We start from the raw sequence: 22,284 nt of genomic DNA, 5'->3' as shown, positions 1-22,284 counted from the left end.
TGCTGGGAAGGAATATCGAACGCGGACGCGTATCCGCGAAGGGTTAAGCCGGAATGGCGATGCAGAACGAGAATGCCCACGCCGCAGACTTTGGATTTCGAGCCCTGGCTCTGTTCCTTCGCTTTCATGGCGTAAACGCTAAGCCCGACCAGATCCGCGACCGCTGTGGCGGCGGCGGTGCAATCGGCATCCGCGCGATGCTTCGTTGCGCCCGCGAGTTCGGGCTCAAGGTCGGTTCGCGCAAGACACGGTGGAAACAACTTGCGGGTATCCGGTTGCCCGGCATCGCTTCACTGCATGATGGCGGATTTCTGCTTCTCGGAAAGGTCAGCGACAAAGGCGCGGTTGTGCTGCATCCGCCCTCGTCAAATGCGAAGCTGATCACGCGCGCGGAATTCGAAGCGATCTGGGACGGCCGTTTGATCTTGGCTGGATCACAGAACATTGCGCAGCGGGCGCTTCATGCCCTTATTGGCCGCGGGCGTGATCTGGCACGGCGCGCCTGCGATATCTTGATCCGTGTTCGTTTCGCCGATCAACGCGATAGGGCCGCCCAGGCGGCGGACACTGCATCTGAGAGCGGCGATGACTCAGGGCTCATCGCCTTGGCGATATTGCTGCGTTGCCATGGCATCGCGGCCGAGCCGGACCAAATCCGGCATCGCATGGGCGCGGCGCGAGTGGGTGTTACCGAAGTCCTGCGCTGCGCAAAGGATTTCGGACTCAAGGCTCGGGCACAGAGGACGAGCTGGAATCGGCTTGCGATTACTCCGCTGCCGGGAATCGCCGTGCTTCGGGACGGTGGATTCCTGATCCTCGGCAAAGTCGTCGACGACAAGCTCCTCGTTCAGCGCCCATCGTCGCCGCAACCCATTACAATGACCCGGGCCGAACTTGAGTCCATCTGGGACGGCGACATCATCCTGATGACCCGGCGCGCGGCCCTGACGGACCTGTCCCGTCGGTTTGACATCGGCTGGTTTCTCGGCGCGGTCCACAAGTACCGCCATCTTCTCGGCGAAGTGCTGATCGCGTCATTCTTCCTTCAGATCTTTGCCCTCATCTCGCCGCTGTTCTTCCAGGTGGTCATCGACAAGGTGCTCGTGCATCGAAGCATGAGCACGCTCGACGTCCTGGTCGCGGGCCTGATCGCGCTGACCGTTTTCGAAACTGTTCTCGGCACGCTGCGCGTCTATCTGTTCGCGCACACGACGAACCGCATCGACGTCGAGCTCGGCGCCCGGCTGTTTCGTCACCTGATGGCGTTGCCGATCGCATATTTCCAGACACGCCGCGTCGGGGATTCAGTCGCACGCGTCCGCGAGCTCGAGAACATCCGCCAGTTCCTGACGAGCTCGGCGCTCACGCTTGTCATCGATCTCGTCTTCACCGTCGTTTTCATTGCGGTGATGTTCTATTACACGGCTCCGTTGACGCTGATCGTCCTGTCGTCGTTCCCATTCTACATCGGCATTTCTGCGGGAGCTGCGCCGCTGTTTCGCCGGCGCCTTGATGAGAAGTTCGATCGCGGCTCGGAGAACCAGGCTTTCCTGGTCGAGACCGTCACGGGCGTCGAGACGCTGAAGGCCATGGCGGTCGAGCCGCAGATGCAGCGCCGCTGGGAGGAGCAGCTCGCCGCCTATGTGACCGCAAGCTTCCGCGTGCTCAGCCTGAACAATACGGCGAGCCAGGCGGTGCAGATGATCAACAAGCTGGTCGTCGCCGCAACCCTTTACTTCGGCGCCAAGCTCGTGATCGGCGGCGACCTGACCGTCGGCGAACTCGTCGCATTCAATATGCTGGCCGCGCGCGTGAGCATGCCTGTGCTGCGGCTCGCGCAGATCTGGCAGGATTTCCATCAGGCCCGCCTGTCGATCGATCGTCTCGGCGATATCCTCAACACCATTCCCGAGCCAAGCTTCAATCCTGGCCGCGCCGCACTGCCGGCAATCCGCGGTCAGGTGACATTCGAGCATGCGACTTTCCGCTACCGGGTCGACGGCCCCGAGGTGCTGCACGATGTCTCGTTCAGCGTCGAGCCCGGTCAGGTTATCGGCATCGTGGGCTCCTCGGGGTCAGGCAAGAGCACCGTCGCCAAGCTGATACAGCGGCTCTATGTGCCGGAGAGCGGACGCGTGCTGGTCGATGGCGTCGATCTCGCCATGGTCGACCTAACCTGGCTTCGACGCCAGATCGGCGTAGTCTTGCAAGAGAACGTGCTCTTCAACCGATCCATTCGCGAGAACATCGCGCTCGCTGATCCGGCTATGCCCATGGAGCGCGTCATTGCAGCGGCCTCGCTTGCCGGCGCTCACGATTTCATCCTGAAGCTGCCCGAGGGCTATGACACCATCGTGGGCGAACGCGGCAGCAGTCTTTCCGGCGGGCAACGCCAGCGTGTCGCAATCGCCCGGGCACTCATTACCGATCCGCGCATCCTTATCCTCGATGAGGCGACCAGCGCTCTGGATTACGAAAGCGAGCGCGCCATTCAGCAGAACATGAAACGAATTTCTGCCGGCCGAACCGTCTTCGTCATCGCTCATCGGCTCTCGACCGTGCGCCACGCGAACCGGATCATCACGATCGAGCATGGACGCATCGTCGAGGATGGCACCCATGATGACCTGATCCGCTCGAACGGGCGCTACGCAAACCTCCACTATCTGCAAGCTGGCATCCATGACGTCCGCTAGCCGAAACATCGTCCCATTTCCGAGAGCTCAAGTTCGCCGCCGCGAGCACGAAGTTGCGTTCCTGCCGGCAGCGCTCGAAATCACCGAAACGCCGCCGTCACCGATCGGCCGCGCAATCGCGGCGAGTATCATCGCGGTCTTCTGCGTCGCGCTGGTGTGGGCATCGTTGGGCAGCATCGATATCGTCGCAACCGCGACGGGCAAGATCGTGCCAGACGGGCGCAGCAAGCTGATTCAGCCATTCGAGACGGGCGTTGTCCGCGCCATCAATGTACGCGATGGACAGAGCGTGAAGGCCGGCGACGTGCTGATCGAGCTAGACCCGACCATGACGGAAGCCGACCAGGAGCGCCAGAAAAGCGATCTTCTTTCGGCCGAACTCGACGTCGCCCGGCTGCGCGCGGCGCTCGCGGAGGATCCGCTCGCGGCCTTCCGGCCGCCGCAGGGCGCGGGCGACGGGGAGATCGAGATGCATCGTCAATTTCTGGTCAGTCAGGTCGCCGAACAGAACGCCAAGCTCGCGGAGATCGAGCGCCAGCAGAATCAGAGGGAAGCAGAACGATCGACTACTTTGGCAAGCGTCGCGAAGCTCCAGGCGACGACGCCGGTGCTGCAGGAGCGAGTCGACATTCGCAAGAAGCTCGTCGACAACGCGCTTGCTTCGAAGGTCGACTATCTCTCCGAGTATCAGGAGTTGGTCGGCCTTCAGCAGGATCTCAACCTGCAGCAGAGCCGGCTGCGCGAAGCCGATGCAGCCATCGCGGTGCTAAGGGAAACGAAGGAAAGGACCGCCGCGGAGTATCGGCGCGTGACCTATGACGCACTCGCGAAAGCCGACCAAAGGGTTGAGAGTGCCGAGCAGGAGGAGATCAAGGCAGAGCAGCGCACGAAGTTCCAACGATTGACCGCGCCGGTCGACGGCGTCGTGCAACAACTCGCCGTTCACACGGTGGGAGGCGTGGTTACGCCTGCTCAGCCACTGGCCGTGGTGGTTCCAAGCGAGAGCCATCTCGAAATCGAGGCCATGCTCTCCAACAGAGATATCGGATTCGTCCACCCGGGACAGAAGACGGAAATCAAGGTCGACACATTCAACTTCACCCGCTACGGGCTTCTTCATGGAGAAGTGCTCAGCGTGTCACCGGACGCCATACCTCGCGAGAGGCAGAGCGATTCGAACGACCGCGTATCGGGCGCAGAGCAGAGCGACAGTGAGCCGAGGGGCCAGGAACTGGAATATGCCGCGCGCGTTTCGCTTGACCGTGCGTACATGCAGGTGGACGACAAGCTCGTCAAGCTCGGTCCGGGCATGGCGGTGACGATCGAGATCAAGACCGGCGCGCGCAGTATCATCGGCTACTTTCTCTCGCCGCTGGCGAAATACAAGCAGGAAGCGCTGCGAGACCGTTAAAAAGCGCACGAGACATCCTTGCGGCCGTCGGCAGGCATGCTCCAATTGTATGAGGGGGTGCGAACCGGGGCATTTGGGCTACCCCCAATTCATGAAGAGAGCCCGGGCCCGGCTGCATGTTAGGATCGTACCGCACGCAATTGCGGATCAGAAACCGTGACGCTCAACATAGCCGGCCAGGCCAAGTCGAACACAGTCGCTTTCGAAACCAGTGCTCTCATCAGGGCCACTGGCTTCCGGGAATACGACGCGCGTTGGTGGTTCGGGCATCCGGGCTCCGAGGAAGAGCCCGAGCGCAACTTGATGGAGGTACAGGCGCTCGGCATGGGGCCCGGCACCATGATCCATCGAATGGGCGTAGGCCCTGACATCGTCCATAACTTCCTCGGTCATTCCGTGGCGTCCCAGGCTCTCGATTCTGTCCTGTGCCGCAATCCAGAAATCGGCGCCTGCAATCAGACATTCTGAGAGGAACTGGACCATGCCGGGCCGGATCGTATGTTTTGTCATGAGCGGGGGCGTTGGCTCACGGCTTTGGCCGCTCTCGCGCGAAGACAATCCCAAGCAATTCCACGACCTTTCCGGCGACGGATCCATGCTTGCGAAGACCGTCCGGCGTCTCAAGGCCCGGCCCGAAGGTGAGACCCCAATCTACCTGATAGCGTCCGAGCGGCATGCCGATCGCGTTATTTCCGACATCGGTCCACTCGGCCTGGACGGCGGCAGACCGATTTTCGAGCCAGTTGGCCGCAATACCGCCGCGGCAGTCGCCATAGCCACGCTGCAAACGATCTTCGAGCATGGCGGCGACGCGCTTGTGCTCGTGGTCCCCTCCGATCATGAGATATCAACCGAGGCGCAATTCTGGGAAACGGTCGAGGTGGGCCGGCCTGTGGCCGAGTCAGGACGCCTTGTCATATTCGGCATCAGGCCGACACATCCGGAAACCGGGTACGGTTACATCGAGGTTGTGGCAAATGCCGACGGCGTGGCCGCCGTTGCGCGCTTTGTCGAGAAGCCCAATGCCGAGACAGCTCGCCAATATGCGTCGTCGGGAAGGTTCTATTGGAACGCCGGCATCTTCCTGTTTCGCGCAGACACGATGCGGCGAGCATTTCTCGAGTTCCGGCCAGACATCTGGGACAGCGCCGAACGGGCCCATAAGACCGCACGGGACGACGTTTCGGGCATCTACCTGCCACAGAGTTTCTACTCGGCTGTCCCGTCGACCTCGATCGACTACGCCGTCATGGAGCATGCCCACGATACCGCGATGGTTACGGCCTCCTTCCGCTGGAATGATCTTGGATCGTGGCAGTCGCTGCTCGAAGCCAGCCCGACCGACAGCGACGGCAACGTCGTGATGGGGGACGTCGTCGCGATGGACTGCAGCAGCTCCTACCTTCGAAGCCAGGGCAGACTGCTGACCGTCATTGGAATGAAGGATGTAGCCGTGGTGGCAACGCCAGACGCGGTATTCGTCGCCCCCGTCAGCCACAGCCAGAACGTCAAGAAGGTTGTCGAACAGTTGGAGAAGAGCGGACGACTCGAGACCAAGTTAACAGCGTCGGAAGACCGGGTCATCGTCAGCGGGTCATGGCGCAAGCGCGTCGAGCACTGGCTTTTCAACGAAACCCTGCCGGTGTGGTCCACTGCAGGCGTTGACGACGTGTATGGCGGATTCCATGAGTCGCTCGGTTTTGACGCGAGGCCGCTACGCAAGCCCAAGCGCACGCGGACGATGGCTCGTCAGATCTACGCTTTCGCGGTGGCCAAGGAGCGCGGTTGGCCTGGACCCGCCGAAAAACTTATCAACCACGGGATCGACTTCATCGCGAAATACGGTCGCACCGACCGCGGCGGCTGGGTACGCACCCTAAATTGCAACGGCAGCGTGGCTGACCCGGCGGAGGATGCCTACGACCAAGCCTGCGTGCTGCTGGCGCTTGCCCACGCTCATCGATGCGGCCACCAGGATGCCCTACGGCTTGCACAAGAGACATTTCATTTCATCGACACGCATCTCGAGGACGCCAGCCTGAACGGCTTCCTCGAAAGCCCCGTCTGGAGCGGGGTGCGGCTCTCGAACCCACACATGCACATGCTGGAATCCTTCCTTGCCTGGCATGGCGTCACGGGCGACCGCGCATACCTGCGTCGCGCGGCACGCGTCATCGATCTCTTTCGATGCCATTTCTTCGACCAGGAGAGCTGGACACTTGGAGAACGCTTCGACGTCGATTGGCTGCCGTTGCCGGGAGACGAGGGACAGTGGACCGAACCAGGGCACCATTTCGAATGGGCCTCCCTCCTCGTCGATTTCGCGCGGGCGAGCGGCCAGAAGGACCTAGTTGCATATGCGAGAAAGCTCTATTCGTCGGCGGTTGCCAGCGGTTTGAACCGGGCCACGGGTCTTGCCTATGCAGCCGTCTCGCGCAAGGGACTGCCCCTCGACCGGCTTTCACGAAGCTGGCCGCAGTGCGAGGCGATCAAGGCGGCAGTTGCCCTTGATGGTATTGGCGGGCCTGACTTGAAACCCGAGATCGAAGCGCGTGTCGCCCGGCTCTTCAGATGGCATATCGATCCCGCACCGCTTGGCTTATGGGTCGACAGGATTGATGAGCGCGGAAGGTCAGTGGCGACGGAGGTCCCCGCGAGCATCTTCTACCACCTGGTCACAGCGTTGATGCAGTACCTGGACAAGACCGGAGGACAGGTCGAGGCTTTCCCGCTGCCAGTTTCGGAAACAGCTGAGTCCTCTCTTAGGCAGGTCTACGCCTGACTTGACGGTCCCTCGTCAGGCGGAACGCAGTGCAAGCTCGCTGGGTTGCCGAGGGGCTTCACTCTGCTCGGACTGAAAAGTCGCTTGGCGCCTATCTCGTCGAAGCCGAGCCTTCTACCAGCGGCTCATGTATGTGATTGGCAGGCGTAGGCTTCTGCCTCCGGCGCTCGAGCTTTTCGTGCCGGGTCGCCCCCGTACTGAGATCCTTCGGGCGCTCATTTTCCGGCGTCATCCCGACGCCATGCGTTGTAAACATTAGCAAATACTGATATATGGCTTACGGAGCCGGCTGGCTCACAACGGCGGGCTCTAGGCCCGGCAGTCATACCCGCACACCCAAACGGCAAGATTGTCGGGCCGCTTTATGGACAAGTCATCCAACATCGAGTTCTTGCCCGTCGGGCAAAAGGGTGAGGGTGTTCGCCTCCTCGATCCTCAGGCTTGAGTGCCCAGCCCCCGTCTGCTGGCCAATCCTGACAATGTCATCCAATACCGAACGGATCTGCGGCCATGGAAACTCAGGGGCGTCCTCTGAAGGCTGCCCTTCGCTCAGGACCGCGTCGAACTTGGCCGCTACTCCCGCAAGGAACGTGTCGGGGGTCCGGCCGCCTCGTCGTGCATCAGCTTGACGCCCGCCATGCCGAGGACGTTGGCGATCTCATGCGGGTCGATCACCATCGAGGTGGTGCCGTGCGGGATGACCGCGCGCGAACTCGGTAACCGTCACCATGCCGCTCTCGACATGCATATGCGCGTCGCAAAGGCCAGGCAGCGCGTAGCGGCCCTCGCCATCGATAAGCTGCGTCGCGGACCGACGGCATGGTCGGCATTCGGGCCGACGAAGGCGAAGCGGCCGGCGGCAATCGCAATATCCGTTCCGGGGATGATCTCGCCCGAATGGACATTCACCCAGCGCACGTTGCAGATCACCATGTCGGCCGGCGTGCGCCCCATGGCGACATCCACCAGCCGCGGCGCACATTCGAACCAGCTTTTGGTCATCTGTAGTTTTCTGTTCCGGAACGCGCGCCCGCAAAGGGGCGCACGACCTCGACGCAATACCTCGGCGAACTGTAAGCGGCGCGCTGGCGGTAATAGTCCAGGCAAAAATCCAGGAAGGCGGCGAACTTGCGCGACACATAACGGCGTCGCATGTAGAGAAGGTTGATCGCAACCAGTGGCGAACGCCATTGCGGCAGTACCGGCACCAGATCGCCGTTCATGCACTCGATCTCGGTGAAGAAGGCTGGCAGATAGACGATGCCCTCGCCGGCCACGGCGAAGTATTTCAGCATCCAATAGTCGTTCGCCATGCACTGCGCGGCGGGCGTGAAATCGACCGTTTCGCCGCCGCTCTCGAGATGCCAGGATTGCACGCCGCTCGGCCGGCGGAAGGCGACGGCTCCGTGGCCCGCCAGATCCGCAGGCGCCGACGGTGCCCCGAATTGCTCGATGTAGCGCGGGCTGGCGTAGAGGCAGAACGACGCTTCTCCGAGCTTGCGCGCGATATAATCCGAATTCGCCGGCTCGCCCCAATGGAATATGCCGTCAAAGGGCTGGTGCTTCTCCGGTGCCAGGAAATAGCCTAGCGAAAGGAAGATCACGTCGACATGCACCTGCGGATACTTTTGGCGGAAGGCGAACAGCAGTTCCGAGGTGAAGGAAGTGCCGAACTCGCCGGTCGAGCCGATCGTCAGCGTGCCGGCGATATCGTGACCCGCCTCTGCGATCGCCGCCTTGGCTCCTTCGCAGCTTTCCTTGATGCGTTGCGCATGGTCGAGGAATTCGGCCCCGGCATCGCTCAGATGCAGTTCCCGGCCGTCGCGCACAAAGAGCGCGACGCCCAGCGAATCCTCCAACGCGCGCACTTTGTGGCTGAGGCTGGACTTGGGCAGCCCATACAGTTTCGCGGCGTGCGAAAGAGACTGCGCCTCCGCCACTTTGATAAAATAGTCGATCGCTTCAAAATCCATCGATCGTCCAATAATCTGAACGGTATGTTCAAAATTGGCAGAGAACTGCCGTTTGCATGGACGACCCTAATACGACAGGATCAGAGCGCGCAAGGCGGGATTTTTTGGCGCAGACAAGCTTGGTCCCGAGCTCGAGCAAGACGACACGAGCGGAGATGAAGTTGTCCGACATACGCGAATTCATCCGCGCCGGCCGCGCTGAGCATAAATCGACACTCATCGTCAGCGGCGGCACGCTGGTCAACGTCGCTTCGGGTGAGATCTACCCGGCCGACGTCGCCGTCTACAAGGATCGCATCGTCGCTGTCGGAGACGTCTCGGAATATCGCGGCCCCGAGACCGAGATGATCGACGCTGCCGGTCATTTCCTCTGCCCTGGCCTGATCGACGGCCACCTCCACGTTGAATGCTCCAAGATGTCGGTCACCAGCTTCGCCAAGGCGGTGGTGCCGCTCGGGACCACTTCGATCGTGTCAGGATTGGACCAGATCCTTGTGGTGTCCGGCCTGGAAGGCGCCCGCGAATTCCTCGACGAAGCCAAGGGAACCCCTCTCAAGATCTTCTGGGGCGCACCATGCAAGACACCCTACACGCTGCCGCGCTCCAACGTCGGCTATTATTTCGGACCGGAAGATCACCGCGCCACCCATTCCTGGCCGGAATGCGTCGGCATATGGGAGACGGTGCGCGAATTCGTCGACACGATGGATGAGCACGTCCTGCAGGCGGTCGAGATCGCCGAAAAGAGCCGTCTGCCGATCCTCGGCTGCTCGCCGATGTGCCGCGGCAATCGGTTGAACAGCTACCTGCAGGCCGGAGTACGCTCCGACCACGAGAGCTACACAGCGGACGAGATGCTGGAGAAGCTGCGCAAGGGCATGCATGTCGTCATTCGCGAATCCTCCATCTCGCATTTTCTCGAAGAGAACCTGCGCATCGTCACGGAGATGGGGATAGCCGCGACGAGCCGGATCAGCTTCTGCACCGATGACGTGGTCGCCTCGGATATCCTGGCCCGCGGCCACCTCGACAACATGATCCGCATGGCGGTCGCAATGGGAGTTCCGCCGCTCACCGCCATCCAGATGGCGACCATCAACGGCGCCGAGGCGTTGCGCATCGGCCAGAAAGTCGGCTCGATCTCGCCGGGGCTCGCCGCCGATATCCTGCTGGTCAAGGATATTGCGGATTTCCGTGTCTCGGCCGTGATTGCGAAGGGAAAGCTGGCCGCTCGCGGCGGCAAGCTCGTGGACGATCTTGCGCCGCCTGCCCGCAGCGCCCTTGTCACCGACACATTCAAGGTGGCGCCCGTTTCGCGGGAAGACCTTTTGGTGCGCGCGCCCGGAGCGGGCGACAAGGCAGCCGTGCTGACGATCGCCGTTACCCCCGAGAAGATTTTCGTGCGCACGCGGCGCGATGTCCTGCTGCCGGTCCGCGACGGCTATATAGAGGCCGATCCATCACAGGACGTGCAGTATCTCACCGTCGTCGAGCGCTATGGCCGCACATCCAACCGGCCGGTCGCGTTCGCTTCCGGCTTCGGACTGCGCTCAGGCGCACTCGCCACTTCGACGGCGCCCGATGACAACAACATCGTTTGCGTGGGCACCAATCCCGACGACATGTCGTTGGCGATCAACCACATCATCGAGAACAATGGCGGCCAGGCGGTGGCGGACAGCGGTCGGATCGTGTCGTTCCTGCCGCTGCCGATCGGCGGTATCGTCTCGGACGTCGACCCTGCGGAGATGGCGAAGAAAGAGCAGGAGCTCGACGACGCCGCGCGCGAACTTGGCTGTAAGCTGCCATGGCCTTTCATGTACATGTTCGTGCTACAGATCACCGCGATTCCCGATTTCGCGATAACCGATCTCGGCCTGATCGATTGCATAAACCTGACGGTGGTCGATCCGTTGAGCCAAGCTTCATAACTGGGAACGCTAGAAAAAGGGAGGGAACCATGCTGAAGACCTTTGTCGTGGCTGTTTCGCTCGTGGCCGCGACGTGGTTGGCGGGCGGCCGCGCACAGGCCGAAGAGCCTACCAAGCTCAGGATCGCCGGCATTCTATCGGCCGGCAAGGAAGCGCCGTGGGAATCTTCCTTCGTGAGTTCCATGGACCGGATCATCGCCGCCAAGCCGCACGGCGTCGACATAGAGGTGAATTACACAGAGAACGTCTCCGATAATGCCGAGCAGGTGTTCCGCACTTATGCGGAGACCGGCGACTACGACATCCTGTTCGGCGACACCGCCTACGTCGATGCGATCGAGAAGCTGAAGGACGAATTTCCCAACACGATGTTCGTCATGAGCGGTTCGGGCAATCGCGGCCTTGGCGGCAATGCCTATTGGATATTCGTCCACGCGCACGAGCCCGCCTATGTCATGGGGCAGCTGGCCGGCAAACTCACGAAGTCGAATGTCGTCGGTGCCATCTCCACATTCCCGGCCGAAGACACCAACGATCAGATCAATGCCTTCTTCGCCGGCGCCAAGGACGCGAATCCCAAGGTGAAGCAGAAGATCACCTTCATCCAGTCCTGGTTCGATCCGGCCAAATCGAACGAGGCGACCTCGGCGCAGATCGCCGCCGGCGCGGACATGGTCTACCAGATGTCGGGCGCCTTCGAGGTTTGCGAGGAGCGTGGCATAGGCTGCTTCGGCAATTATGTGGACATGTCGAAAGTGGCGCCGAAGTCGATCGTCGCCTCCACCATCGTCAAATGGGATCCGCACATCAACTGGATCATCGACGAATGGTGGAAGGCAAAGACCACGAACGCCAAGTTCGACGCGCCGAAGGAACCAAGGTGGTTCACCTGGCAGCAGGGCTCGGGCGACCTCGTTCTCAATCCCGCCTGGGAAGCCAAGATGCCCGACGACGTGAAGGCGCTTGCGGCTGAAACGGCCAAGGCCATCCAGGGCGGCGGGAAGAAAATCGAGCTCAATCTGAACGAGCCGAAATCGGACTGACGCGGGAGAGGAGTCAAGCCGGGCCGATCCGAGATGAGCAAAATACCGCGCCTGTCGGTGCGGCACCTGACAAAGCGTTTCGCTGCGCTTGTCGCCAATGACGACGTCTCGCTCGACGTCATGCCCGGCGAATTGCATTGCCTGCTGGGGGAGAATGGCGCCGGCAAGTCGACGCTGTCGTCCTGCCTTTACGGGCTCTACCAACCCGACGCGGGCGAAATTCGCGTGGACGGCAAGACCGTCCAGCTACGCTCGCCGGGCGAAGCCATCCGCGCCGGCATCGGCATGGTGCACCAGCATTTCGTCCTCGTTCCCGGCTTCACCGTGCTGGAGAATGTGGCGGTCGGCACGGGCTCCGGCTGGCGGCTAGGCCGGGCCGAGGCTCTCTCCAGGATCGAGGCGATCTGCTCCACCTACGGCATCTCGCTCGATCCGCACCAGCTTGTCGGCGACCTTTCGGTGGGCGAACAGCAATGGGTCGAGATCGTCAAGGCGCTCTACACCGGCGCCAGACTGCTTGTCCTCGACGAACCGACGGCGGTGCTGACGCCTGAGGAATCGCGCCGCCTGTTTGCGATCGTGCGTCGGCTCACCAGCGAAGATCTGTCGGTCGTGCTGATCAGCCACAAGATGGCGGAAGTGATGCAATCCGACCAGGTCAGTGTGCTGCGCAAGGGCAGGCTGGTCGGAACGGTCGTAACCTCGGACGTCAGCCGCGGCGAACTCACCACCATGATGGTCGGTCGCTCCGTTGCGGCGCCGACGCGCGCCGGAGATGCGAAAGCGCCCGGCGGGACGGTGCTTTCGGTGCGTGGGCTCACGCGGCTGCGCGATCGGAGGCCCGTGCTGGACAACGCGTCTGTCGACATCGCAGCCGGCGAGATCGTCGGCATTGCCGGCGTTTCCGGAAATGGCCAGGACGAGCTGTTCGAGTGCCTCGCCGGCCTCAGCCCCCTCGATGGCGGTACCATCTTGCTCGACGGCGAAAAGCTGCAAGCGTACTCGCCGTCGACGATGGCGGCCAAAGGCGTTGGCTACGTGCCTAGCGACCGCTTCCGCGACGGCCTCGTTGCCGATCTCGATATCTGCGAGAATCTCGTCCTCGGCCAGCAATGGCAAGCGCGCTGGCGCAACGGGCCGTTCATCGACGCCGCGGCGCTCAACGCGAACGCGCGCATGGCGATCAGCGCCTATTCGATTGCCGCAACCGGGCCGTCTGCACCCTCTCGTAAATTGTCTGGCGGCAACGCCCAGAAGATCATCCTCGCCCGCGAGTTCGCCAAGGCGAACCGGCTTCTGCTGTGCAACCAGCCAACGCGTGGACTCGACGTCGGCGCCATCGAGTTCGTCCACCGACAACTCCTGCGCAAGCGCGACGAAGGTTGTGCCATCCTGCTCGCGAGCGAGGAACTGGAGGATCTTTTCGCGCTCAGCCGTCGTATTTGTGTGATGTTTCGCGGCCGCATCCTTGCGGTGCTCGATACGGAAAAAACCACCTATGACGAAATCGGCAGCCTGATGGCGGGCCACGGGAGCGAGGCTGCGGCATGACCGATTTCAACCTCGCGGAGTGGCGCCTCGAGCGCCGGCTGGAACCGCGTCCGACGGCGCGCATCGTTGCGCTTGCCTTGGCGGCGGCAGCGGCGGTTCTGGTGTGCAGTCTGCTTTTCACTGCCGCGGGCGCCAGCCCAGGGGCGGCCTTCGCAGCTCTCCTGCAAGGCAGCTTTGGCTCGTTGCGCGCCGCCGGCGAAACGCTGGTCAAGGCCACGCCTCTGATCTTCACCGGCCTTGCAGCGTGTGTCGCCTTCCGCGCGCGCATCTGGAACATTGGCGCCGAAGGCCAGGTTTTTGCCGGCGCCATGTTCGCCTATTGGTTGCAGCACAATCTCGCCGGCTTCTCGCCTTTCGTCCAGATTCCCGTGGTCATAGCCGGTGGCATTGTCGGCGGCGCACTCTATGCCGGCTTTGCGGGCGTGCTGAAGACCCGCTTCTCGGTCGATGAGGTGATCTCGACCGTCATGCTCAACTACATCATCGTCTACGTCCTTTCGCTGCTGCTGCTGCGCGGCCCGTGGAGCGAGGCGGGCGCCTTCTTCGAACAGACGCCGAAGGTCGATCCGGGCGCGGCGCTTCCGCTGCTGTTTTCCGGTTCGCGGCTGCATTCCGGCTTCCTGCTGGCAATCGTGACGGCTGGGCTGGTTCATGTGTTGTTGACGCGCACGCCGCTGGGCTATGAGATCAAGGCGGCCGGCTCCAACATGCGCGCGCTCGATGTGCAGGGCACCAACACCCGGAGACTGATCCTGACGGTGCTTCTTGTTTCCGGCGCGCTTGCGGGGCTCGCGGGGATCACGGAAGTCTACGGCGTGCACTACCGCCTGAAGGCGGGCATCGTAGCAGGCTACGGCTACAGCGGTATCATCGTCGCCATCCTCGGCCAGTTGCATCCGCTTGGTGTCGTCGTCGCCTCGGTGCTGTTCGGGGCGTTGCTAAACGGCGCTACGCTCATGCAGATCAAGACCGGCGTACCCTCGGCGCTGATCTATGCCATCCAGGCGATCCTGCTTCTGTTCTTCCTCGCCGGCTGGGCGGCGTGCAATTTCCGCCTGCGGAGGGTCGGCCGTGCTTGACGCTCTCCTTCAAACCTCAATCCTGATCAGCGTGGCGGCGGCCACCATCCGCATCAGCACCCCACTCCTGCTCGCCGCACTTGGCGAACTCGTCGCAGAGCGCAGCGGCGTCTACAACATGGGCCTCGAAGGCATGATGCTGATGGGAGCCTTCACCGGCTATCTCGCCGCCTATGAAAGCGGGTCGCTATGGCTGGGCGTCCTCGCAGCCGGACTCACCGGCGCGCTGATGGCCCTCGTCTTTGCCGTGCTGGTGATCACGCTGAAAGTAGAGCAGATCGTCACCGGTCTTGCCGTCAACCTGCTCGGCGCCGGCCTTTCCACCTACTGGTTGCGTTCCGCTTTCGCTGGCGACGGCAAGACGCCGACCATCCCCTTCTTCGCCGATGCGCCGATACCGGGCTTGAGCGATATCCCGGTGCTCGGCCCCATTCTGTTCGACCAGCGGGTGCTGACCTATATCGCCTTTCTGATGGCGCCGGCGGTTTGGCTCTTCCTGTTCAGGACGCGCTATGGGCTGATCGTCCGTTGCGCCGGCGACAATCCCAAGGCCCTCGATGTAAAGGGGGTGAAGGTGGCGCCGGTGCAATATGCAGCCGTGGTCTTCGGCGGCCTGATGGCGGGCCTTGCCGGCGCGTTTCTTTCCGTCGGCCAGGCGGCGCGTTTCGTGCCGGACATGACCAACGGGCGCGGCTGGCTGGCCATCATCATCGTCATCGCCGGCCTGTGGCGGCCCTACCCGATTTTGGTGGCGGCGCTGGTGTTCTCCCTCCTCGACGCGCTGCAATTGCAAATCCAGGGCGTCGGCATCGCCATTCCGTACCAATATATGTTGATGATGCCTTATGTTGCGGCGATCGTCGCGCTGATGATCCGTCGCTCGCGGACCAGCGCCCCAGCCATGCTGGGCGTGCCGTACACGCGGGAATAGCGGCGGTCGGCTTCATTCCGCTGTTGCTTGCAGGACTTGAACCCGCAATGGATGCAATCTGTACGTTCGTTTCTATACTGAAGCCGACGGCAGGCTTCAGAATATCCGTGAGTACAAAGATCAAAGCGAGCCAAAGAACCTCTGCAGGCGATCCATTGCCTCGGAGATACGCTCGATCGACTGCGATCCGAAGCACACCCGCAAATGGCCCTCGCCGGCGGAACCGTAGAAACTGCCGGCCTCGACGACCACGCCGGTCTTTTCCAGGATCAGCTCGGCCAGTTCCTGCGACGGCAGGCCGAGTTCCGCGGTCCTGGGGAAAGCATAGATGGTGCCTTCCGGCCATTCGCAGGTGACGCCCGCCATTTGGTTGAGACGCGACACCACCAGGTCGCGCTTCGTCTTGTCCTCATGAACCAGCTCGGCCAGGATGCCGTCTGGTCCCGTCACCGCCGCGAGGGCCCCCTCCTGAATGAAGGTGTTGACGTGGGTAACGTCATTGGTGGTGATCGTGAGGATACCTTCGATCATCGCCTTCGGTGCCGCCAGATAGCCGATGCGCCAGCCGTCCATGGCGAAGCTCTTGGTGAAGGCGAACATGGACACGGTGCGTTCGCGCATCCCCGGCAAGGAGGCGATCGAAATGTGGCTCGCGCCATCGAACAGGATCTCCTCGTAGACCTCGTCCGAAATTACCACCAGGTCGTGGCGGATGGCGATTTCGGCCAGCGCCTCCAGCTCGGCGCGGCTGTAGACGCGGCCCGTGGGATTGCATGGGTTGACGAGGCACAGCATCTTGCTGGTGGGAGTGATCTTTGCCTCGATCCGTTTCGGATCGATGGAGAAGTTGTTGGCGGCGTCCAGCTCGGCGAACACTGCCTTGCCGCCGGCGAGGTCTATCTTGCCGAGATGCTGCGGATAATAAGGTTCGAGCAGGATCACCTCGTCGCCCGGATCGACGAGCGCCATGATGGATGCATACGAGGCGTGGGTGAGGCCATTGGTCACAACGATTTCCGAGACGTCGACATCGAGGCCGTTCTTGACGCGCAACTTGTCGGCAAGCGCCGCGCGCAGCCTTGGCAATCCCTGGAAGTGCGAATAGTGCACATTGCCGGCAAGCAGGGCGTCGATCGTCGCCTGCTTGACCGGAAGGGGCGTGTCGGCATGCGGGCTGCCAAGTTCCATATGGATGAGATCGCGGCCGGGCTCAGTGATGGCGGCCGCCTTGGCGAACATGCCATAGGACTTCTTGCGCCCCTGAGTGATGCGTCGGGCGAGATACGACATGGGGCGGGTCTCCTGTTTGACGGCGCGATTTCGGCCGCAGGATCGAGGTGTTATGCGAGGTAGCCGGCGCCGAGCGGGTCGGCGGGGTCGACCAGCAGCGTGCCGCAGGCCGTAATCCACGCGCTGCCCTCGATCTCGGCGACGATGGCCTGGTGTCCCTCCCGCGCCGTTCCACGCAGCGGGACGCCGCGGTAGATGGTGCCGAGCAGGCCCTCGTTGACGAAAGTTTCGCCGACCTCCAACTCGCCCTTGGCGACGAGCGCGGCCATGCGCGCGCAGGTCGCGGTGCCGCAGGGCGAGCGATCGAACGATCCCGACGACGAGATCGGCACGTTCCTGTGCCGGGCGGACGGGTGGCTGGGCAGGCCGGTCCATACGATGTTGCCGATGGTCGGCGCGGGCATCTCGGCCGAGCTCGACAGCGCCATTCGCGCCGCCAGCGCCTCCCGCACGGGAACGGCGGCGGCGACGAGGCAGCCGATGTTGGCGGCTTCGATGGCGGAGCGGGCGGCCGAAACCGGAACGAAGGCATACCACTGGCCCGCATAGGCCACGTCGACGGCGAGCGGTGCTTCGTCCGACAGGGCAATGTCGAAGCTTCCAAGGAAATAGGCGCCGTCGAACGCGAAGGCCACCGCCTTGCAGCGGCCGTCCTCTAGGCTTGCGCGCAGGGCGACGCGACCGGCTGGTGTCTTCAGGCCGAACTCGAGCGGACCGCAGAAGCGGTCATGCGGCGGCACCATGAGACCCAGTTCCAGGAGCGTGGTCGCCGTGCCGATCGTGGCGTGGCCGCACATGTCCGGATAGGTCGAGGCATCCATGAAGACCACGCCGAAGTCCTCGCCCTCGCGCGCGGGCTGGATCAGCGCGACGGAGAACATGGAGCGATGCCCGCGCGGCTCCATCACCGACACGGTTCGCACCCAGTCGCGCTCGCCGCGAAGGATTTCGCGCGCAGCTGTGGGGTCGGTGCCGGGCACCAGGCCGTGCCCCGAAAGGATGACCCGCGTCGGCTGGCCGCATGTGTGCGAATCGACCACTTCGAGCGAGCGGAAGGCCGGGTTTCGGGAGCGCAGCAGATCGAGGGCGGGTTGCATCGGCACGGGATGGCTCAAGTTGTTGTAGGTACCGGCGCGTGAGTTCGCCGCGCCGGCTTGTGGCAATTGCAGCCGGGCGCGCGGCGCCCGGGGCTGCGTCTGGCTCAGACCGCTTGCTACTTGATCTTGGCCTTGAGCGCCGCGACGTCCTCCATGGACATCTCGCCCGTCGTCGTTACCTTGCCGTCGGTGACCTTCCACAGCCGAAACGGCCCGGTGATGTCGCCGTACTGGTCGAAATTGACAGGCCCGATGACACCTTCGTAGCGGATAGGCTTGCCTTCCTTGATCAGCTTGAGCGCCTTGGCGAATTCCTCCTTGCCCGCGAAGATCGGCTCGCCCTTGGGATCGACCACCTTATAGATGGCGTCCTTGATCTTGGCCGGGTCCGGCCCGCCGGCAACCGCGATCGCCAGGCCGACGATGGCTCCGGCGTCGTAGGCGCGGTCGGCGGCCGGGTTGGTCGGCTCGATGCCGCCGGAAAAGGCCTTGTAGTTAGCGTTGAAGTACTCCGTCGATTTGGTCGGGCTGGTGCCGGACGAGGTGCCGTAGGCATTGTTGAGATATTCGGCGCCGACCGATTCGATGAAATCGGGATTGTTCATGCCGTCATTGAGCAAGAATTTCTGCACACCGCCCTGCGAGATCCAGGTGCGAGCGATGGTCGCTCCATCCACCGGCGTGCTGACGAGGTAGAGCGCATCCGGGCTGCCGGCCATCGCGGCGGTGACTTCCGATGCATAGGTCGACTGCTTCTCGTTGTAGGGCGTGTCGGAGATGATGGTGCCGCCCAGTGCCTTGTAGGCGCTGGTGAACTCGGCCGACATGTTGACGCCGAAGTCGTTGTTGACATGGATGATGGAGAGCTTCTTGAAGCCGCTGTCGACGGCGTATTTGGCCGCCGCGACGCCCTGCAGCGCATCGGACGTGATGGTGCGGAAGAAGATGCCGTTGGTCTTGCCGTCGCGGCCGAGCTTGGTCAGCGTCGGTGAGGAGGCGGCGGGCGAGACCTGGACGATCTTGGCCGGCGCGGTGACGGAGGTGAGGATCGGGATCGTCACCGAGGAGATGATGCCGCCGATGATGGCCGGCACCTTCTTCACCTGGACGAGCTGCGTGGCGGCGTCGACCGCGACGTTGCCCGTGCTCTGGCTGTCGCGCGTGTCGGTCACCAGGCTGCAGCCGTCGACGCCGCCGGCGTCGTTGATATCCTTGAAGGCCATTTCGACTGACTTGGCGCCGGCCTGGCCGTATTCGCCGGCCGGGCCGGTCAGTTCCATAACCACACCGACGGCGATCTTGCAGTCGGCAGCGTGGGCGACGCCCGCCGTGCCGGCAAGCAGCAGGGCGGCGGTGAGCTTAAGCATGGTTCTCTTCATCTTGGTTCCCCTTCTAGACGTGATCATTATCGAGATTGAACCCAGTCATTCGCTGCCAACCACCTGCATCCAGGTCTCATGCAGGTGGCGCCATTCGACGCCGTTCGGCGCCGATGGATTTTCGGTGAAGAACGCCGAGGCCAGGCGCGCCGTTCTCGCACCGGCACGCCGCTGCCACTCGACATAGGTAACAAGGACGGCGTGGCGGTCTTCCCAGACGAGGTGGATATCGGTGATCTCGATGTCGAAATCACCGTCGAAGGCGCCTCGGTTGGCGCGCACATGGCCGACGACCGCCTCTCGGTCGAGAACGGCGCCGGAGGGTGGGATCATCCGCATCCCAGGCCCCATGGCACGTTCGAAAAGACCGAAATCGGCGGCCTCCGCCGTCGCTCCATCGTACCATTCGACGAAGAAGCGATGGAGCGCTAGGATTTCCGCGCTGGCCTTGCCGAACAGGCTCATGTCCTACCCGCATTCAGATTGTAGTGCATGATCGAGCCGTGCCGGCCGGTGCGGTCCCGCTCCAGCGTGTAGACGTCGCCGGCGAGCCCGCCGCTCCTGTCGATCACGGCCTGGATGGAGGCGAGATCGTCCTTGTCCAGCTTGAGGTCCATGATCGCCGCGTTGGCTAGCGCATGATGCTGGTTGCGGGCGCCGACGATGACTGCGGCGACCAATGGCTGCCCCAGCACCCAGGCGCTGGCGACGCTGGCGATGTCAGCGCCGTGCTTGTCGCCGATCGCCTTCAGGGCGCGCAACATCTCCTGGAACAGGACCCAGCCGCCGAAATCGTCGATGACCAGTTTGTATTTGACAAGCGAGCGGTTCTCGAGCCGCATGTCGGGCTCCGCCGCGCCCAGCCATCTTTCGCTAAGGAACCCGCCGGCCACCGTGCCGTAGCACAGGAACTTGATGTCGTTCGCCCGGGCAAGATCGGTGAGGCCGCCGGCCGGCCGCTGGTCGAGCACCGAGTACTGCAACTGCTCGCTGACCAGCGGAACGCCGGCGTCGAGGATGTTGGTGAGGCGCGGCACGTCGAAATTGGTGACGCCGACATTGCGGATCCTGCCTTCCAGGTGCATCTCGTTCAGCCAGCCCATGGCATCGACATAGGCCGGCTGCGAATAGTCCCACCAGTGGAACTGCACGAGGTCGAGCCGTTCGGCTCCCAGCCGCCTCAGCGAGGTTTCGACGATGCCCCTGATGTATTGCCGGCTGATCTTCGGCAGCACTTCCAGGTCGGGCACCAGTTTGGTGTGTACCTTCATCCGCGCCGCCGCATCGGCCCCGCGCTCCTTCGCGAGTCTGAGCCGTGCCGCGCCGATCAGTTCCTCGACGCCCGTGTATATGTCGGCGCAGTCGTAAGTTGTAATGCCGGCATCGAAGGCAGCGACAAGATCGCTCACGGCTTGCTGCGGGTCGATGGCACCGTGCCCTCCGGCCAACTGCCAGCCGCCCCGGATGACGCGGGAAATGGCATAGCCCGGCGTGAGTTCGAAAGTTCGGCTCATGCTACGCGCCCTCTTTTGGCAATGGCACCGCCGTTGTTTGCGCGTGGCTGAAGCGACGCTTGCCGAGCCTCACGATCCTTAGCCGGCTGGCGCAATTCGGGTCCGGACAGGCGATCTCGGCGTCGGACGTCATCCAGTCGTTCTTGTGCGTGGGTCGCTGCTTGGCAGCCAGCAGCGGCAGCACAGCGGACAGGGAATAGACGGAAAAGCCCTGCCCCGGCGGCAATGTCAGCATCTCGCCGCGCAGTTCGAAATAGTCGCCCTCCTTGGCGCCGCAATAGATCGGCTTGCCTTCGGGGATGACGGCCTCGACGCGCAGGTCGTAGAGTTCGAAGCTGTCGTCGTCCATCTCAGACCTCGGTCCGCGCGAAGGTAACGTCGCAGGCGCCGCTCCTGCGGATGATCGCGCAGGCGGCGGCCAGCGCGTCGCGCTCGTGCGCCTGGACCTGCGCCACGATGCTGCCTGCGAGCCAGCCGATCGGGAAGAGCAGGCGCGCGCCCGCGCCGTAGAACAGGCCGATGTCGAAGATGGCGTCGGGGTTACCACCCCACATGCGCGGCGGCACGTAGGAAAGCACGATGTCACCCGGCTGCGGCGTAAGCGTGGCGTTCTCGGGCGGCAGCGGCTTGGCATAGGGCGCGTGCCTGAGCTGCTCGGCCGGTATCGGGCAGGAAATCTCCGGCCCGGTCCACATGGCGTGGATGCCGCCGACGATGCGCGGCTCGTGGAGATAATTCCACAGGAAAGCCGCGTTTTCAGGGGCCTTGCTGTCAAGAAGGGGAGCCGAGACCGCAAGGCCCGATCTGGTTTCGGTGATGCGTATCGCGCGAATCTTCATTCGGCGGGCTCCCAAGTGGTGGCGTTGGCGTTCAGCTTGTCGCGCAAATGAGCGAAGGGCCGGCTGATGTCGGCGACAAGCGCCTCGCGCGCTGCTTGCGCATCTTTTGCAGCGAGCGCCGCGACGATGCGCCGGTGATAGTGCGCCGTGTCGACCTGGCGGGCTTCCGAGAAAGCATAGATCGCCACGCGTATGCATGGGCCCGACTGAAGCCAGAGGCTTTCGATCATCGGCATCAGCACCGACGATCCGCAGGCGCGGTATATCTCGAAGTGGAAACGCTGATTGAGGACCAGTTCCTGGTCCACGTCCTTCTCGTCGACCAGTTCGCGGATCTCGTCCCATTCGGCCAGCATCGCGTCGACGGTGGCGACCTGGCTGGGCGTCATGCGGGTTGCGGCGAGCGTAATGGCCTCGCCCTCGATCAGGATCCGCGCCCGCAGCAGGTCGTCCATGCGCTCGGGTGTGATCGGCGGGACACGCGCCGACCGGTTGGGCATGGCCTCCAGAGCCTTCTCGGTGACAAGCCGGCTAAGCGCCTCGCGAACCGGCATGGTGCTGGTAGCCAGCGCATCGGCGAGCATGCGGATGGTCAGCACCTGGCTCGGCGCGAACAGGCCGCTGATGAGCGCGCGCCGCAACTCGCTGTAGACGCGGTCCTGCACCGTTTCACGGCCCACCGGCGCGAGTTGGGCAAAGCCTTCGTTCTTCTCGGCGGTCGACTTCAGCATGCCGGTCCCATTTTCAGCTTGCGAAATATCCTAAGCC

17 protein-coding genes and 2 pseudogenes are annotated in these 22,284 nt (G+C 63.0%); 9 read left to right on the top strand and 10 right to left on the bottom strand.

Features of this window, described 5'->3' with window-relative positions; translation table 11 throughout:
* Nucleotides 1-53: 53 nt before the first annotated feature.
* The 4 genes and pseudogenes from FJ957_RS21995 (at nucleotide 54) to FJ957_RS21980 (ending at nucleotide 6,889) form a co-directional block, all read left to right on the top strand.
* Nucleotides 54-2,696, top strand: coding sequence for a type I secretion system permease/ATPase (locus FJ957_RS21995; RefSeq protein ID WP_181180665.1), 2,643 nt, complete (start codon nucleotides 54-56; stop codon nucleotides 2,694-2,696).
* On the top strand, nucleotides 2,683-4,107 hold the full coding sequence (locus FJ957_RS21990) for an HlyD family type I secretion periplasmic adaptor subunit (RefSeq protein WP_140834939.1): 1,425 nt from the start codon (nucleotides 2,683-2,685) through the stop codon (nucleotides 4,105-4,107). The genes FJ957_RS21995 and FJ957_RS21990 overlap by 14 nt, the downstream gene beginning before the upstream one ends.
* 156 nt (nucleotides 4,108-4,263) lie before the next feature.
* Nucleotides 4,264-4,533, top strand: a pseudogene (locus FJ957_RS21985) (phosphomannomutase/phosphoglucomutase); the annotation flags it as partial.
* 55 nt (nucleotides 4,534-4,588) lie between these two features.
* Nucleotides 4,589-6,889 carry an AGE family epimerase/isomerase gene (locus FJ957_RS21980; RefSeq protein WP_140834938.1) on the top strand — a complete coding sequence of 767 codons (2,301 nt, stop codon included), beginning with the start codon at nucleotides 4,589-4,591 and terminating at the stop codon, nucleotides 6,887-6,889.
* Nucleotides 6,890-7,495: 606 nt separating this feature from the next.
* Here FJ957_RS21980 and FJ957_RS21975 read toward each other — a convergent pair.
* Together FJ957_RS21975 and FJ957_RS21970 are read right to left on the bottom strand one after the other, a co-directional pair.
* Nucleotides 7,496-7,891: pseudogene (locus FJ957_RS21975) on the bottom strand (amidohydrolase family protein); the annotation flags it as partial.
* A complete protein-coding gene (locus FJ957_RS21970; RefSeq protein WP_140834937.1) occupies nucleotides 7,888-8,862 on the bottom strand; it encodes a LysR family transcriptional regulator in 975 nt (324 codons plus the stop codon). The gene FJ957_RS21970 and the pseudogene FJ957_RS21975, both read right to left, overlap by 4 nt.
* A 161-nt stretch (nucleotides 8,863-9,023) precedes the next feature.
* Here FJ957_RS21970 and FJ957_RS21965 point away from each other — a divergent pair, with 161 nt between their 5' ends.
* From FJ957_RS21965 to FJ957_RS21945, 5 genes are read left to right on the top strand one after another with little or no spacing between them, the layout of a single operon-like run.
* On the top strand, nucleotides 9,024-10,793 hold the full coding sequence (locus tag FJ957_RS21965; RefSeq protein WP_140834936.1) for an adenine deaminase: 1,770 nt from the start codon (nucleotides 9,024-9,026) through the stop codon (nucleotides 10,791-10,793).
* Nucleotides 10,794-10,822: 29 nt separating this feature from the next.
* Nucleotides 10,823-11,836, top strand: a complete 1,014-nt coding sequence (locus tag FJ957_RS21960; RefSeq protein ID WP_140834935.1) for a BMP family ABC transporter substrate-binding protein — start codon at nucleotides 10,823-10,825, stop codon at nucleotides 11,834-11,836.
* 33 nt (nucleotides 11,837-11,869) lie between these two features.
* Nucleotides 11,870-13,387 (top strand): ABC transporter ATP-binding protein, encoded by a 1,518-nt coding sequence (locus tag FJ957_RS21955; protein ID WP_140834934.1) that lies wholly within the window; start codon nucleotides 11,870-11,872, stop codon nucleotides 13,385-13,387.
* Nucleotides 13,384-14,466 (top strand): ABC transporter permease, encoded by a 1,083-nt coding sequence (locus FJ957_RS21950; RefSeq protein WP_140834933.1) that lies wholly within the window; start codon nucleotides 13,384-13,386, stop codon nucleotides 14,464-14,466. The genes FJ957_RS21955 and FJ957_RS21950 overlap by 4 nt, the downstream gene beginning before the upstream one ends.
* Entirely contained in the window at nucleotides 14,459-15,397 is a 939-nt protein-coding gene (locus tag FJ957_RS21945; RefSeq protein WP_246685918.1) for an ABC transporter permease, read from the top strand. Before FJ957_RS21950 ends, FJ957_RS21945 begins: the two co-directional genes overlap by 8 nt.
* A 120-nt stretch (nucleotides 15,398-15,517) precedes the next feature.
* Here the strand turns inward: FJ957_RS21945 and FJ957_RS21940 are convergent, their stop codons facing one another.
* The 8 genes from FJ957_RS21940 to FJ957_RS21905 all read right to left on the bottom strand — a co-directional run bounded on the left by FJ957_RS21940 (nucleotide 15,518) and on the right by FJ957_RS21905 (nucleotide 22,247).
* Complete coding sequence (locus FJ957_RS21940; RefSeq protein WP_140834931.1) at nucleotides 15,518-16,687, bottom strand: pyridoxal phosphate-dependent aminotransferase; 1,170 nt, start codon at nucleotides 16,685-16,687, stop codon at nucleotides 15,518-15,520.
* A gap of 50 nt (nucleotides 16,688-16,737) precedes the next feature.
* Entirely contained in the window at nucleotides 16,738-17,784 is a 1,047-nt protein-coding gene (locus tag FJ957_RS21935) for a proline racemase family protein (RefSeq protein ID WP_246685928.1), read from the bottom strand.
* 116 nt (nucleotides 17,785-17,900) lie between these two features.
* Nucleotides 17,901-19,163: an ABC transporter substrate-binding protein gene (locus tag FJ957_RS21930; RefSeq protein ID WP_140834929.1), complete on the bottom strand. Its 1,263-nt coding sequence runs from the start codon at nucleotides 19,161-19,163 to the stop codon at nucleotides 17,901-17,903.
* Nucleotides 19,164-19,208: 45 nt separating this feature from the next.
* Complete coding sequence (locus FJ957_RS21925; protein ID WP_140834928.1) at nucleotides 19,209-19,628, bottom strand: DUF4440 domain-containing protein; 420 nt, start codon at nucleotides 19,626-19,628, stop codon at nucleotides 19,209-19,211.
* Entirely contained in the window at nucleotides 19,625-20,677 is a 1,053-nt protein-coding gene (locus FJ957_RS21920) for an aldo/keto reductase (RefSeq protein WP_140834927.1), read from the bottom strand. The genes FJ957_RS21925 and FJ957_RS21920 overlap by 4 nt, the downstream gene beginning before the upstream one ends.
* Before the next feature lies 1 nt (nucleotide 20,678).
* The gene (locus FJ957_RS21915) at nucleotides 20,679-21,026 is read right to left on the bottom strand and encodes a TIGR04076 family protein (RefSeq protein WP_140834926.1); all 348 of its coding nucleotides are present in this window, start codon (nucleotides 21,024-21,026) and stop codon (nucleotides 20,679-20,681) included.
* 1 nt (nucleotide 21,027) lies between these two features.
* The gene (locus FJ957_RS21910) at nucleotides 21,028-21,516 is read right to left on the bottom strand and encodes a DUF3830 family protein (protein ID WP_181177435.1); all 489 of its coding nucleotides are present in this window, start codon (nucleotides 21,514-21,516) and stop codon (nucleotides 21,028-21,030) included.
* Nucleotides 21,513-22,247 (bottom strand): GntR family transcriptional regulator, encoded by a 735-nt coding sequence (locus FJ957_RS21905; RefSeq protein WP_140834925.1) that lies wholly within the window; start codon nucleotides 22,245-22,247, stop codon nucleotides 21,513-21,515. The genes FJ957_RS21910 and FJ957_RS21905 overlap by 4 nt, the downstream gene beginning before the upstream one ends.
* Between the last annotated feature and the right edge of the window lie 37 nt (nucleotides 22,248-22,284).

The sequence above is a fragment of the Mesorhizobium sp. B2-4-6 genome, assembly GCF_006442775.1.
In the GTDB taxonomy this organism is placed as follows: Bacteria; Pseudomonadota; Alphaproteobacteria; order Rhizobiales; family Rhizobiaceae; genus Mesorhizobium.
Note: the sequence above shows the minus strand (reverse complement) of the source record. Positions and strands in the feature narration are given on the sequence as shown.